The organism is Vibrio caribbeanicus ATCC BAA-2122 (assembly GCF_000165125.1).
Taxonomy (GTDB): Bacteria; Pseudomonadota; Gammaproteobacteria; order Enterobacterales; family Vibrionaceae; genus Vibrio; species Vibrio caribbeanicus.
Genome location: NZ_AEIU01000112.1, coordinates 36021 through 50358 on the forward strand (window position 1 = coordinate 36021; position 14338 = coordinate 50358).

The following is a 14338-nucleotide window of genomic DNA, read 5'->3' on the forward strand; positions in this document are numbered from 1 at the left end:
CTAGAATTGATATCCATAGTTGAGCATGAACTCTACGGGTGCTCCGTAACCAATCTGATTCAGTCCAGATTTACCATTGGTAGCCCCTAGAATGTATTTTTCGTTAAACACGTTATAAGCATTGGCTTGAATTTTGTGACGACCTGTTGTGTAAGCCGCCATCAGATCTACTGTGGTGTAATCACCCAGAGCAACCGCTTCATCGTCACCAGCGTAGCGGTCGCCAACGTATTTAGCACCCCCGCCCAAACGCCAGTTTTCGTTAAGCTGATATGTACTCCACAATGAAAATAGGTGGTCGGACACATCATTGGGTTTCTTGTCTGTCTTTTTGTCTTTTGCATCAAGGTAGCTGTAGCCGACTGAGATGTCCCATTGCTGCGTGATCTGTCCACGCATTTCCAATTCGATACCTTGATGGCGTGCTTCAATCTTGTTGGTGACATCACCTTCAGTATTGGTTTGTGGCTGTTCTTGATCGATTTGAAATAGAGCGGCATTAAGCATCAGTGCGTTGTCTAATAGGTAAGCTTTTGCGCCGACTTCTTTTAGGTCGGTATGGAAAAACTCTGCCAATTTCGGATTAATGTAAATACCAGAGTAAGGTAGCTGCCATGAACGCGCTAAACTGGTATAGACCGACACGTCATAGTTGATGCGGTAAACCAAACCAGCACGATAACTGACTTTGTTGTCATCAAGGTTTTCTTTCACTCCACCGACTTTTTTCTGCTCAAGATCCATTGAGTCATAACGCACATTACCTATGATAGAGAAATCGCCTAACGTGTAGACATCTTGGATATAGATACCCGCAGTTGTGGTTGTGTTATCACGGAAAGGTTTAAAGCCTGGGTTTGGTGTTGGGCCTATCGTAGGGTTGCCGATATTTTGCGATGGTAATGTGTTTTTAGCGTAGGTTAAGTCAATATTGATTTGGTTATAATCTGCACCAATCATCATTTGATTGGATCCCGTTTCCCAGACGAGCTCTGATTGAAGAGTCGTTGTCGTGCGAGGGTCATAACCAAAATTATTGACGGTTTGAGAAACGGTATTACCAACCACAGTACCTTGACGCGTGCCCTTTTGTTCAAGCTCAATGCGGTTGTGTGACACTCGGTTTGTCCAAGCCCATTCATCATTCAAACGCCACTCGTAGTTAACACCAAGACGAAGACTATCCGATTGTTGGAAATCGTTGGTACCACCAAAAAATGCACTCTCTGACACGTCAATCGGCTTGCCGTTTTTCGATGGCACACCTCGATAGGGAACCAGCTCTTGATGAGCATATTCAAGATCAAAATCAAGGGTATGCCCATCAGCAGGTAAAATGCGGATGGTGGGTGCAATAAAGAAATCGTTAGAATCAATATGGTCTACGTAAGAATCAGCTTGACGATACTCTAAGTTAATACGGCCATTAACCTTATCGTTGAGCGCTGCAGAACTATCAAGCTGACTAATGAATTGATTGTTGCTACCAATGCTACCATTGACATTGGTAAAATTGTCGCCATTCGCGCGCTTAGTCACCAAATTAATGATGCCGCCTGCCGACCCCCGACCATACAATGCACCAGCCGCTCCTTTTACCACCTCAACACGTTCGATATTCGCCAGACTACGGTAGGACTGCAGTACACCATCATCTCGCATTCCATCACGATAGATATCGTTAAGCGCATCAAACCCGCGAATCACAAACTGGTCTCGGCTACCTTCACCTAGCGTGTTGTTGACACCAGCCACTCCATCTAAAGCATCGACTAAACGCGCTGCCCCTCTATCTTGCATTTCTGTCTTTGTCACGACCGATACTGACTGTGGAACGTCTAACCACTCCACATCCGTCTTAGTGCCTGACTGCGGCATTCTCTCAGCATAACCCTCATACTGGTGACCAACCACTTCGATGATTTCATTCGTTTCAACATCTTCGGATGCTAATACACTTGGCACCACTGCCACTGCTGTTAACGTTCCACCTATGGCGATCGCTAAAGGGGATAAGGTCAACTTTATTTTCATTTTTTTATTCCGCAAATTGTTAAAACTGCCAACACCTGCGAATGTAAACAAATATCATTTGTATTTGCAATAGAAAATTTGATCTATATCATGTCCACGACTAAAAAATAAAATGTTCAATAAAATCATATTCATTAAAAAAATGAATAAATACCTTTAATAGGTTCAATCAATTTTTAGTTCGCAAAATAACGTTAGAAAAATTAGGAAAGCCCATGAAACCAACGATAGTCATAGTGAGTCATGTTGTGAATGATGCCGTCACCCACGGCTTCGTACCAGCGGCAAAAGCGATGGATTTTCACGTCGTTTTGATCACTGATCATAAGTTCAACCATCTAAAATTGGTGGACCAAGATAACCATTTCAACCCCGATGACATTCTAGAATGTGATGTGTTCAATCCACTTGAACTTATTGAAGTCATCACAGAACACCATTTAATCCCCGAGGCTATTTTTAGTAACAGCGATCATCTACAAACTTCAACCGCTATCTGTGCTCAGTTCTTTAATTTGCCTGCAAAAGATTGGACGGTGACGTTAAAAGCTAAGAACAAACACTTCACTCGCCAAGTTCTTGATGAAAAATCACTACCAAGTACACCGAGTCTCCTACTTCATCAAGGCGATTTATCGCAAAGTAGGACTCTCAACCTCCCTGTCGTTGCCAAGCCAAAAGAGGGCGTTGCAAGCATGGATGTTCAACGCTGCGACTCTAATGCCGCTCTTGAAAGCTATTGTGAAACGTTCTGGCAAAAATACCCAACCTCTCCCGTTTTGGTTGAAGAGTTTTTGCAAGGGCCACTTATCACCATAGAAACCTTGGGGGATGGTAAAAATCTGTTCGCCGTGGGTGGCTTTGATGTCGAGCTGTCTGCCCCACCCCATTTTATCGAGACAGCAGCTCATTGGAATGGTAGCCAATGCGTCCAGTTTCGCGATGAATGCCTTCGCCAGTTGAAAGCATTTGGGGTTGGGTTTGGCGTGTGTCACAGCGAATTCATTATCACTGATTCAGGCCCAGTCTTGGTCGAAATCAACTATCGAAGTATCGGAGATGGACGTGAGTTTTTAATCGATAACCTGAGCCACAATTTATGGTTTAGCACCATCCTAAAACTGCATCTTGGTCATGAGCTCGATGAAAACTTCACTATCGAAGGAAGTGCTCGGGTACATTATGTTGTCGCCGAAAACAGCGGAACCATAACAGGCACATCAACGTCTTTCATCGACCAAGAAGACGATATTACGACACAACAACAGGTTCTCAAAGCTGCTGGAGAACATATCCAACAAAGCTATTCGAACAAAGATTACCTAGCCAGAATTTCTCTTAGTTCTCCGTCTGGGCAAGCATTGCAACCTCACCTCGACAGAGCGCTTGCAACTTTTAATCTTGTACCAATCAAAGGGGTAACAGCATGAACGACAACGTTTTATATTTTACCAAACGCTTAATAGATACCTGTCTGCGCGAAGATTTGTTTGGTTTGGTTTCAAAGAGCAATTTCATTAATGCTCTTCCTGAACAGCTCAACATCGATACAAACGAGAAAGACCAAACGTGGCTGGCTTTTTCATCGCAATATTTAAACCTCTATTTGCCGGTTACACCTTCTTATTACATGCAGTCTTGGGTGTACGATGTGGCTAACCAGCACTCAACACAATGTTGGTATATCGAGCAAAATGGCACTGTAGAATTGCAGCAACATTATCGCGATTGGATTGAAGTGTTAAAAATCTTGGCTCACGAAAGCTCCCATCCGTTACTCGATGGGTATTTGCAAGAGCTTAGGTGCGCTGAACAACACAAGGTGTTGTGTGACAAAGCCTTCTTACAAAACTCAGACGTATTGATGCAGCCGATATCTGAACTCGACAGTTGGGAGCACAAGCTATTGCAAGCGGATCAAATTGCGTCGTACTTAGATCATCCTTACTATCCGACTGCTCGGGCAAAGTTTGGCCTGAGCGATAAAGATTTAGCTCTGTATGCACCTGAGTTTGCCAAGAGTTTTACTTTGCGCTGGTTAGCCATTGAGAAATCACGAGTAACATTAACCTCGACACAGCCTGAATGCTGGCCGACGATGGAACAAGTTGGCTTACCTGCCGATTTTGCATTGAGTCATGTGTTGTTCCCTGCTCACCCATTAACTCTAGATAGTTTAGAATCACTCCCTGAAGGGGTCATTAAAGCACCCTATGCCTACCACGAGGTTACACCTACTTTATCGGTACGCACTGTGGTCATGAAACAAGCACCACATATACATATAAAAGTCCCCCTCATCATGCGTTCATTAGGAACCAAGAACATTCGTCTCATCAAACCATCAACGCTCTATGATGGGCATTGGTTTGAGCGCTTATTAACACATTTAGAACAAAGCGATCATGAACTCAAAGGAACACTTTTCCACTGCAATGAAGAACATGGCGGCCACTATGGCGATGAGAAAACATTTGCTTACATCGTGCGTGAGTACCCTGTTCAATATTGTGAAGATCAGGCGTTAGTACCTGTTGCAGCCCTTGCCAGTCCAATGCCGGATAACCGCTTGTTTCTCGAACATCTCGCAGAGCAATACTATCAACAAGATACACTGGCTTGGTTTACTGACTACGTTGATCTGTTGTGTAAGGTCCACCTGACACTTTGGTTGCGTTACGGTATTGCTTTGGAATCAAATCAACAAAACGCCATTATTGCATTCAATAAAGATGGGAAAATGACGTTAGCCATGAAGGATAATGACGCCGCTCGTATTTGGCCAAATCGTTTCAAAACGTTTGAGCCCAACTCCCCAGTTCAATGTGACCAATTGCTAGATCAACGAATTAAAGTCGACAATGAGCTGGCTTTGGGTCAGATGTTTACCACGATTACCCTGCAATTGGATATTGCCGCAATTGTCGAGGCAATGGCTACCAAGGGAATTGCATCAAGTGCCTCTTTGTACGCAATCGTTGCAACAAGCCTTACCCAATATATTGACCACTTAGAAACACAAGGGCACGAAACGAAATTAGCGCGCGAACTCTTGTTTGATTCTCCGAATTTGTATGCCAAATATTTACTCAGCTCAGGGAGCTTACTTTCAAAAGAAACCTCCGGCGCGAGTGATATCAACAAATATTACGGGTTATCTGCACCTAATTTTTTGTTGCTTACCAGCGAAGAAGCTCAACATGCATATCTCACTAATATTAAACAAAATGTGAGTTAATTGACCATGACCAAACTCATCTATAGCGTTCTACTTTGCCACTTTATCGCAGCATTTGCTGCCTTGGGCATGCCGTTGTTCTTACCGACAGTGTTGCCCACTTTAGGATCGAGTGTAAATGCAGAATGGGCGGGTGTTTTGTTTATCCTCCCTACCTTTTGCACTGCGATGGCTGCTCGCTTTTGGGGGCAGTTTGCCGACCGATACGGTAAACGCCGCTCTCTGCTGCGCGCTCAAATTGGCCTTGCCGCAGGATTTATGTTGTGTGGTATGGCAACAACGCTACCCATGTTTGTGTTTGGTCTTATTGTTCAAGGAACGTTTGGCGGCACAATGGCAGCCTCTAATAGCTACCTTTCAAGCCAAGTCGAAGAGGCTAAAGCACTCGCTAAAACCCTAAATAAAACCCAGCTATCTGCCCGTTTGGCACTCATTGTGGCCCCCATTGGACTGGGGTGGGCATTATCAGGAACCAATCCGTTGACAGCCTACCTTTGGCTCGCAATATTGCCACTTATCGCGTTTGCTATCACGCTTACGCTACCTGTCGATAAAACCGAAGGGCATCAAACGCAGTCAAAGAGTCCTGTTGGGAAACCTCATACTAGGTCGGCATACTCATTGAGTGCTCTATATTGGGTATTTGGAGCTCAATTTAGCTTTGCTTTTGCTATGGTCGTGACCTTTCCATATTTCTCACCCTATGTTGAGCAGTATGGTGATATGAGTCCGACATGGATCGGTTTTATGTATGCACTACCGCATGGTATCTATCTTCTATTTGCGACTAAGATCGACACACTTTCGGAGAAAATCAATCGCTACCAACAACAGGCAACACTTTGGTTGGGCTTTACCTTGCTCTTCATCAGTTGTGTTATGCACCTAGAGCAAAATGAAGCCTTACTGTTCGTTGCTCGTGTGGTGTTTGGTTTTGGCATGGTTTGCTGTTATCAAGGTCTGCATCAAGCCCTTACAAACCGACTCAATAGACAACACGGCGGCAAAGTATTTTCTCGCTTTGATGCTATGTCGAAATGGGGAGGGGTTGCCGCAGGCCTGAGTGCGTCTCTGATTATTCGCTTCTATTCGCTCGACGTTCCTTTTCTACTTTCTGCCTTGGTCAGTGTAACGACTCTAATTGCGCTGATCATTCATTCAAAATTTGGACATCAACATGCTACAAACTCCATTACCACCGAGTAAAGTGCTGACAAAAAGCCGAACACAACTGAACAATAGAAAAGCACAACTCAATACGATTATGGGGGTTGTCAACTGCTACTTGCGTGAATACGCGATCCCGAATAAACAAGTCGATTGGCAGTATCGTTCAACCTCTTTACCGCAAACACTAAAACGCAACTATGCAGAAAAACAACGGGTAGCAATCCATCTGCCTCAAAAAAGTGAGGTCTTATTGTTACCTGTCGAGTACGTGAGTCAACTTGGTAAAGTCAAACTGATTGACATGCCTTGGAGTAAAGTTCCAGGCTCAGGATGGAGCAAGCTAGATGCAAGACAGACAATAACATTGCTGCTGAACTATTTGAAACAAGCATTAGCAATTCCATTCAACGATGAGCTTGTCGATCAAATGGAAAACAGCGTAATGGTGATGGAGCAATTTCTAAATTCAAACCAAAAGCCCCAACAGCACAATGCTTTTATAGCTTCAGAGCAGTCATTGCTTTGGGGACACTCATTTCACCCAACACCAAAAAGCCGCTCTGGCGTGACTATGGATGATCTGCTTACATGCTCTCCAGAAGTCGGAGCAGAAGTCCCTTTATATTGGTTTGAAATTGATAATACGTTACTCGATGTGCTAAGCTCAGACGACCGCTCTACCCCGATATCAATGATCGAACAACTTGCCCCAGAAAATTCGCATTCCTCAAATATGACCCTTTACCCTTGTCATCCATGGGAAAGTGCCACTATTTTACAAAACCCTTTAGTTCAAAGAGCAATAGAAAAAGGAAAAATCACACCGCTTGGGTTGGACGGAAAAAAAATGCTACCAACCTCCTCCGTACGAACTCTTTACCACCCAGACACAAAATGGTTCGCAAAGTTTTCGATCAACGTTCGCTTGACCAATTGCGTACGTAAAAATGCTTGGTACGAACTCGATAGCGCTGTCCAACTAAGCTCGATTTTGCGACCGATAAAAGAGAGTGAACAGATGCGCAATCCGGTTTTCAAGGTGATGACGGAGCCTTTTGCCACCACCATCAACCTAGAATCAGTTAATTGCGAGCAAAAAGAACATCTCACACAAGCGAGAGAATCGTTCGGTATTCTCTATCGAGAGAACTTATCCTTGTGTGAAATTGATGTACTGGAGCCGACTTTAGCGGGCGCGCTATTTGCGTTTGATCGTGATGGAAAAAGTTGTATCGCTTCTCAATTAAAACACAAATCACACGCATCAGAAACAAGCTTCAATGACACGGCAACCCTTTGGTTCGAACGATACCTACACTGCCTCATTCCCGGCGTATTCAACTATTATTTTAAGCATGGCGTCGCCTTTGAGCCCCATTTGCAAAATACTTTGATCGGATTTGAAAAAGGTATGCCCTGCTGCGTATGGATACGCGATCTAGAAGGAACCAAACTACTCCCAGAATTTTGGTCACCAGCGTCATTAAACCAACTTTCTGAACGTGCTCGTCAATCGGTCTATTACGATCGGAAACAAGGTTGGAATCGCATTGGTTACTGCACTTTCATCAACAACATTAGTGAAGCTATTTTCTTCATTTCTGAGGGAAATGAAACTCTTGAAAAAGCTCTGTGGGATTCGGTTAAAAACGCTGTTGTTCGCTGGCAATCGGTCAATGGAAAACAACCTGAGCTTGAAGCATTAATCAACAATGGCAGTTTCCCGAGCAAAAACAACTTTACTACCCGCTTAATGCAAAGAGCGGATAAAGAGTCCGACTACACCCAAGTTAAAGTACCGTGGGTAAATCAACAAGGAGCTAACCATGCTTAACTCTTCACAACTCCCCTTGCATGTCCAACAAGAGGTTTTGCAGTTGGCGGAGCAACACGCTCAGCCTCTTTGTGCTTACCTTTATGATTTAACGGCTTTAGAACAACACATAAAGCAGATGAAACACGTGTTACCGAAAAATGTCGAACTGTTTTACGCTGCCAAAGCCAATCCATCAGAGCCCATCTTAAGAACCCTTGCACCTTATGTTGACGGTTTTGAGGCTGCATCCGGCGGCGAGCTGGTCCATCTACACCAACAACAGCTCAATATGCCTTTGATCTTTGGTGGTCCCGGAAAAATGCCCAGTGAGCTTGAACAAGCTATTGAGCTCAACATCGACGCAATCCATGTTGAAAGCCTTACTGAGCTACAACGTATTGCCACATTGACGGAGACGCTCGATCGTTCGGCAACTATCTTCCTTCGTATGAATATTGATATTGGTGATATCACTTTAAGCAAGCTCGCTATGGGCGGAAAACCTACCCCATTTGGGTTGGATGAAAGCGAGCTAAGCAATGCCCTCACGCTGCTACGTGATTTCCCCAAAGTACACCTTAAAGGTTTCCATTTTCATCTGATGTCTCACCAACTAGATGTTGATCGCCACCTTGCATTAATGCAGCGTTATTTCCAAGTTGTAAAAGATTGGCAAGCGCGATTCCAACTGGATGAGCTCATGATCAATCTCGGTGGAGGCATGGGCATCAACTACCAAAACAATGAACAGCACTTTCCTTGGACTGAGTTTTGCGACAAGTTGGAGTTTCTTATCGCCAAAGAGCAAGTCCAAGATTGGAAGCTGCGATTTGAATGTGGGCGATACATCTCGGCGCCATGCGGCTATTACGTTATGGAAGTGTTGGATATCAAGAAAAATTTAGGTGAGAACTTTGTTATTGCACGAGGTGGTACACATCACTTCCGTACTCCTGCAGCACAAAGCCATGATCATCCTTTTGCTATTTTACCGAGCAATAAGCCCAAAACGATATCACTGCCATTGGCTCAGTCTCAAGCTACATTTGTCGGTCAGCTCTGTACACCAAAAGATGTCCTTGCAAGAAATCAAAATATTGATCATCTTGATATTGGAGATTACGTGGTCTTCACCCATGCTGGAGCCTACGCTTGGAATATCTCACATCAAAATTTCTTAATGCATGAGCCACCGATTTTCCATTACTTTGGAAAACATAAACCATCCTAAAATAGGCATACACTTAAGCGCTCGATAAGTTACATCGAGCGCTTACATCTTAGATAATGCCTGAGTTATGGGATATTGTACTGACGGTAAAAAACAAAAGACCGCCGAAGCGATCTTTAGTCATTAATGATATCAATCTGATTACTGATACATTTCAAGCAATTGCTGAAACTTGGTATCAATTAGAATATAGGTCGCTGCATACATAAGGGCGAAGGCCACACTACTGATGCTAAGAACTAACTTGGGAGATATAACCTTACTTAGAGGTTTCTTGAGGTATTTAGCTTTTAAGTTAACGAGGTTAATTTTGCCTTGCTCTTCCAATCGATCGTCTCTGACCAATCGATACACGGTATTCGCGATTTCGGTCAATTTTTCATTGCCGCGCTCTTCACGTCCGTATTTACCTTGAAAACCCAATTGAAGCAAAAGATAGAGAAATTCTATTACATGGCGATACTTTCTCGGGTCGCTCTTCAAACGTTCTAAAATAACGAAGAACTTATCCCCTCCTGAGGTTTCATTATGAAACTCAGCTAGCAGACTATTTTGGCTCCAATGGCTATTTGCACCCCATTCTTGGCGACAGACCGCTTCGTCCATTGCAGCACATAGACAATAACGAATAACCAAAATAGATGCTCGATCCAGCTCCATTTCATTTAACTTGCGTTCACCTTTTCGTATTTCACGTGCCACCTCTTCACGAAATGGCATAGGGTCATCAAGCCAAGGAATGGAAGACATGCACGATAAACTGGCAATCAACCAAGAGAACTGATCAACCAATGGGTTAATACCTATGGTATTGATGTTTAAGTTTTGGACTGAGATATTGCGTGATAGGTCAGGTGCTGGCATAACCTCCATAGGTTTGCCAGGTTCAGGCTGAAACAAAATGACCGTAACATCATTATCTGCATAACTCATAAACGAACCGCCCAAAGTTGCAATGATAAATTAGCAAAGTCACCAGCAACATGGACTGCAATTGCTGCACTGTTTTTAAGTGCCGCCCACTCCTCACTCCCTCTATCGAGTTCAAAGTAGGTGTAGCCAGCATGATAAGGAAGAGCTCGTGGCACCACTGGCATAGGCTTGATTTCAATACCTGGTAACTGGAGGTTAATTAGATCACGGATATTATCCATCGAACCAATCTTAGTCTGGCTAACAAATTGAGTGTGAAGAATATCCAAGGTGACGTCAGCTTTAACAGCCAGAATAAAGGTAGTGGTATCAATGATTTTACTATCTGGAATAGCTGCGGTACGAATACCGTAGTTTTGGTCTTTCAAGGTCAGTGGGATAGCACGCTGCTCTGACATAACACTCAAGGTGGTTTTCGAGCTCTCAAGCATTCTCGATAAACAGCTGGTTAAATCACCATGATTGTACTTAATAAACTCAAGAGGTCTTCGTGATGCAGAGCACAAGGTGGATAACTCACCTTCAGCTTGAAGTAAGATACGGTAAAGTGACTCAGGATGCACACCTTCTGTATTAGCAAAATGCCAAAACAATGGTTCATAACGATTCAATGCTTGCAATAACATAAAATCAGAAACAGTTGATACCCCCTGCTGATCGACAACGCCAAGTCTTTGTACAATTGACTCCGCACGGTGTTTGAGCATTGAGGCAAATTCAGTAACAAACTTATCTAACACAACAGAAGCGTGGATATCGATACAAGTAGGGATAAAGCTCTCGTCAATGATAATACTACCATCGGGCTTTACTTCTGAAATTTTCAAAATAGGAATTGAAGTATAGGCACTCTTATCTTCATGATCGTACATCAAGCAAAAGTTGAGTTTTCCCACCGAAATATGTGCCATGTCTTCCGAGTCATAACATGAATCAACCGCTTCCTGAGCTTCGATATTATATCGTGCCCCTTCTTTTTGTGTTCCAAACAACTCGGAACGCTCGGACGGCAGTGGGCAGCATAGATAAATTACCTTATCGGCAATCGAAGGATCGACGTCTTTAACTTCCGGTAATTCAGCCAACAGAGGTAACTCAAAAGGCGTACGATCTTGCAGAATACCCTCGGCATAGGTGATACCGATCTTACCTAAAGACAAGAGTTCGTTATTGACCTCAATTCGACGAATTCCCCAATGTAAAGGAGAAATGCTATGACTCAACATACTTGAAAGCTTGGTTTGCGAGCGATCAAGTTGCTGAAAATGTTGCGGCTTCATGAACATTCCATCTTGCCAAACAACAGGATTGTATAAAGACATGATTTTTCCCTAAAAGTATACTTGTTCTATGCCGCGAGTATTATCAGAAATCAACTCGCTGCCTTCCAGTTTAAGATTTAAGAAGTACTCACTTTGCTCTTTTATCACTTCCACTTTACGCCAAGATGAGCCATCTATATCGCGAAACGCGACAGAAAATCCGACCGCTCGAGTTTCAGGATCTAAAACCAATAATTCGTGAATTTTATCACCAGGTTGGATTTGATATTCATAGCGTTTGATGTACTCATCACCCAGAGACTCTTTGTCATTTTCAAACAAAGCGAAAAAGTCTAGGCTGCGAAACAGCACGGGAGAGGACAGCTCATGGATCCTTAGGATGACAGGAGAAGACTGGCCTCCCTCTCGAACATTGAGTATGTCATCTGCAGTAATAACCATCTCGATTGAAGAGGTTTCTGGAGTGATACCGGAGGATTCTTTGAACTGATCCCAAATAGAGCAGCCTGACAGAATCAAACTGGTGAAGAAAATAACAAATAGACTACGCATGATTACCTTTTGTCGCTTTGGTGTAGTTTTGTTTGATCATGGCATTTAATGAGTTTTCATTAAGCTGGCGGCGATTATTACGATAAAACTCGACATAGTCCCCCCAAAGCCTCGACTTGTTAGAAAAGAAAGATTTTTGCTCATGAATCAGAGCGAAACTACTCGGATCATTGACTTTTGAATGTTCAACAATGACATCATTAATCGCTCTGTTCATAACGACCTGATGGTCGTTTAGTTCGTCCAACATTTGCTCTATTAACTCATTAGGCGACAATAAATTCTGGCTACTCAAAGTCAACATAAGTTCAGTGAGATTTAGTGCAGACTCATCAAGGTTTTGCTCACCCTTCATTTCTTCGGCTTGCTTTAAATCTTTTTGTAAGTTGTCGATGCACAAGCGTAAACAAGTCCCCATTTGTTTGAATAACTTAGCTTCATTTCTAATCAACTGAGGGTCATTGATACCAAGCCCTTCATAAAATGCTCGACTAAGCTCGCTATTCGTTTCAACTGCTTGAGAAACAGCTGCCTCAGGGATAACAACATCAACTTTAGGTGTCGGCGTCTCTTCACTTTTTTGCGTTTGTTGAGAAGAGGGAGTAAAAGGCTGGGTCACTTCTTCCCATTTCTGATTAACAGGCTCTCGAACAGGAGATGATTCAGCTTGCTGATGTATTTTAGGTTGCTGAGCTTGAGTCAAAGACGGCTCCGGTTGCTTTTTAAAGGAGGGGGTTTGATCTTGAACAAGGGAGTCAGCCTGATGGCTCAAACTTTGAGGGCTTTTCGATTTCCCTCCCATCCAATCTTCCGGAATTAAATTTGGTAAATCAAACTCGGAGTGCACACTGAAGCTATCATCCGATACCTGACGCGTACTATCAATTTTAGCTGGTTGCTTTGGTATTTCAGATTCCTTGTCGCGGATTAAATGATCTTCATCTGAAGACATCGAGAAGTTAAGATGGGCAACAGGGTCGTGCTGGGAAACTTCCTCAGATTTTGTTTCCATAAACAATTCTTCAAGTGCGCCATGATGTTCTGACTCACTAACCGTCACTTCTTCTAGATTGGATAATGGATCATTAGATATACGCTCAGGGGCGATATCAGCCGCGATATCTTGAGTTATATTTGTCGATTCTAATACAACGAGTAATTCGTACTGTCCTAACATCACGATATCACCATCACACAAAGTGATCGGCTGATTTTTAAGCACCTTATTGCCATTAATTAACGTGCCATTAGTACTTACATCACTGATATAGAACGCATCTCCATATACACTAATCAAGCAATGAGTGCCTGATATAAAGCGATTATGATCGTTTAAAGGAAAGGTACAACCCGCAGCTCTACCGATCGAACCACCACTTTCTGGCATCTCAATCTGTTTTGGCCCAGTATATTCCTCTGGATGCTTAGATATTTGCAGAACTAACTGTATTGAACGCATCATAACCCCTTAGAATAGTAGAGATACCGATAGCTCAAGTCCACCAAGTCCATCGTTTACAACGGGTAATATATAAGATACTTGAGGGATAATTTGCATGTGTGCATCTGGATCACTGCCCAATTTAATCACGCTACCTATGGCTGCAACTGCACCGACTTCGAACTGATCAATGTCTTTAAGCTGTTCACCGTACTTAAAACCAGCATCGTCAACTTTCCAACGGTTTGAATATTGTGAGTAACCAAGGGATAGGCCCGCACCGATATAGGGAGTAAATACACTCCAAGAGCTCAGCGCATATTGAGGAACAACACGCAATTCAAGATTGTTCAGTTCTTGATAAATGCCGTTTTTAGGTGCTTTCATATCTTGTGACAAATAGTTTAAGCCCAACCACCAACGCCAACGATTGTTATCTTCGCTGATCGGTCTAGTATGAACAATACCGTAACGGAGCGTATCTTGAGAACTGCTTGAGCCTTCCTTGTATTCGATACTATCAATAGAAAGCATATTAACTGAAACGCCATACCTCTCACCCTTCGCAAATGCAAATGAAGAAGAAAGGCACAAGGCCGATAACATTCCGACTTGAACTAATTTGAGCATTCTTTCCCTC

Annotated in this window: 11 protein-coding genes; 5 read left to right on the plus strand and 6 right to left on the minus strand. The window is 43.2% G+C overall.

The genetic code is table 11. The annotated features are described in order from the left end of the window. Entirely contained in the window at positions 1 to 2034 is a 2034-nt protein-coding gene (locus RH40_RS18880) for a TonB-dependent receptor (protein WP_009603301.1), read from the minus strand. A gap of 215 nt (positions 2035 to 2249) precedes the next feature. On the opposite strand from RH40_RS18880, the gene RH40_RS18885 reads away from it, so the two are divergent. Genes RH40_RS18885 through RH40_RS18905 form a run of 5 tightly spaced genes read left to right on the plus strand, consistent with a single transcriptional unit; the run spans position 2250 to position 9489 of the window. Then, entirely contained in the window at positions 2250 to 3464 is a 1215-nt protein-coding gene (locus RH40_RS18885; protein WP_009603302.1) for an ATP-grasp domain-containing protein, read from the plus strand. Continuing rightward, a complete protein-coding gene (locus RH40_RS18890) occupies positions 3461 to 5272 on the plus strand; it encodes a siderophore biosynthesis protein PsvB (RefSeq protein ID WP_009603303.1) in 1812 nt (603 codons plus the stop codon). Before RH40_RS18885 ends, RH40_RS18890 begins: the two co-directional genes overlap by 4 nt. Positions 5273 to 5278: 6 nt before the next feature. Beyond that, positions 5279 to 6478, plus strand: a complete 1200-nt coding sequence (locus RH40_RS18895) for an MFS transporter (RefSeq protein ID WP_009603304.1) — start codon at positions 5279 to 5281, stop codon at positions 6476 to 6478. Further along, positions 6450 to 8276, plus strand: coding sequence for a siderophore biosynthesis protein PvsD (locus RH40_RS18900; protein WP_009603305.1), 1827 nt, complete (start codon positions 6450 to 6452; stop codon positions 8274 to 8276). Before RH40_RS18895 ends, RH40_RS18900 begins: the two co-directional genes overlap by 29 nt. After that, positions 8269 to 9489 carry a type III PLP-dependent enzyme gene (locus tag RH40_RS18905; protein ID WP_009603306.1) on the plus strand — a complete coding sequence of 407 codons (1221 nt, stop codon included), beginning with the start codon at positions 8269 to 8271 and terminating at the stop codon, positions 9487 to 9489. The genes RH40_RS18900 and RH40_RS18905 overlap by 8 nt, the downstream gene beginning before the upstream one ends. A gap of 141 nt (positions 9490 to 9630) precedes the next feature. Here RH40_RS18905 and icmH read toward each other — a convergent pair whose 3' ends face one another. Genes icmH through RH40_RS18930 form a run of 5 tightly spaced genes read right to left on the minus strand, consistent with a single transcriptional unit; the run spans position 9631 to position 14328 of the window. Then, positions 9631 to 10422 carry a type IVB secretion system protein IcmH/DotU gene (gene icmH, locus RH40_RS18910; RefSeq protein WP_009603307.1) on the minus strand — a complete coding sequence of 264 codons (792 nt, stop codon included), beginning with the start codon at positions 10420 to 10422 and terminating at the stop codon, positions 9631 to 9633. Next, entirely contained in the window at positions 10419 to 11744 is a 1326-nt protein-coding gene (gene tssK / locus RH40_RS18915; RefSeq protein ID WP_009603308.1) for a type VI secretion system baseplate subunit TssK, read from the minus strand. Before tssK ends, icmH begins: the two co-directional genes overlap by 4 nt. A gap of 9 nt (positions 11745 to 11753) precedes the next feature. Then, on the minus strand, positions 11754 to 12257 hold the full coding sequence (tssJ, locus tag RH40_RS18920) for a type VI secretion system lipoprotein TssJ (RefSeq protein ID WP_009603309.1): 504 nt from the start codon (positions 12255 to 12257) through the stop codon (positions 11754 to 11756). Next, positions 12250 to 13716, minus strand: coding sequence for a type VI secretion system-associated FHA domain protein (locus tag RH40_RS18925; RefSeq protein ID WP_009603310.1), 1467 nt, complete (start codon positions 13714 to 13716; stop codon positions 12250 to 12252). Before RH40_RS18925 ends, tssJ begins: the two co-directional genes overlap by 8 nt. A gap of 9 nt (positions 13717 to 13725) precedes the next feature. Next, positions 13726 to 14328 carry a hypothetical protein gene (locus RH40_RS18930; protein WP_009603311.1) on the minus strand — a complete coding sequence of 201 codons (603 nt, stop codon included), beginning with the start codon at positions 14326 to 14328 and terminating at the stop codon, positions 13726 to 13728. Positions 14329 to 14338: the final 10 nt, after the last annotated feature.

Bases quoted from the DNA above. Each gene is read 5' to 3' on its own strand.
- RH40_RS18880 (WP_009603301.1), bottom strand. From the start codon at position 2,034: ATGAAAATAAAGTTGACCTTATCCCCTTTAGCGATCGCCATAGGTGGA.
- RH40_RS18885 (WP_009603302.1), top strand. From the start codon at position 2,250: ATGAAACCAACGATAGTCATAGTGAGTCATGTTGTGAATGATGCCGTC.
- RH40_RS18890 (WP_009603303.1), top strand. From the start codon at position 3,461: ATGAACGACAACGTTTTATATTTTACCAAACGCTTAATAGATACCTGT.
- RH40_RS18895 (WP_009603304.1), top strand. From the start codon at position 5,279: ATGACCAAACTCATCTATAGCGTTCTACTTTGCCACTTTATCGCAGCA.
- RH40_RS18900 (WP_009603305.1), top strand. From the start codon at position 6,450: ATGCTACAAACTCCATTACCACCGAGTAAAGTGCTGACAAAAAGCCGA.
- RH40_RS18905 (WP_009603306.1), top strand. From the start codon at position 8,269: ATGCTTAACTCTTCACAACTCCCCTTGCATGTCCAACAAGAGGTTTTG.
- icmH (WP_009603307.1), bottom strand. From the start codon at position 10,422: ATGAGTTATGCAGATAATGATGTTACGGTCATTTTGTTTCAGCCTGAA.
- tssK (WP_009603308.1), bottom strand. From the start codon at position 11,744: ATGTCTTTATACAATCCTGTTGTTTGGCAAGATGGAATGTTCATGAAG.
- tssJ (WP_009603309.1), bottom strand. From the start codon at position 12,257: ATGCGTAGTCTATTTGTTATTTTCTTCACCAGTTTGATTCTGTCAGGC.
- RH40_RS18925 (WP_009603310.1), bottom strand. From the start codon at position 13,716: ATGCGTTCAATACAGTTAGTTCTGCAAATATCTAAGCATCCAGAGGAA.
- RH40_RS18930 (WP_009603311.1), bottom strand. From the start codon at position 14,328: ATGCTCAAATTAGTTCAAGTCGGAATGTTATCGGCCTTGTGCCTTTCT.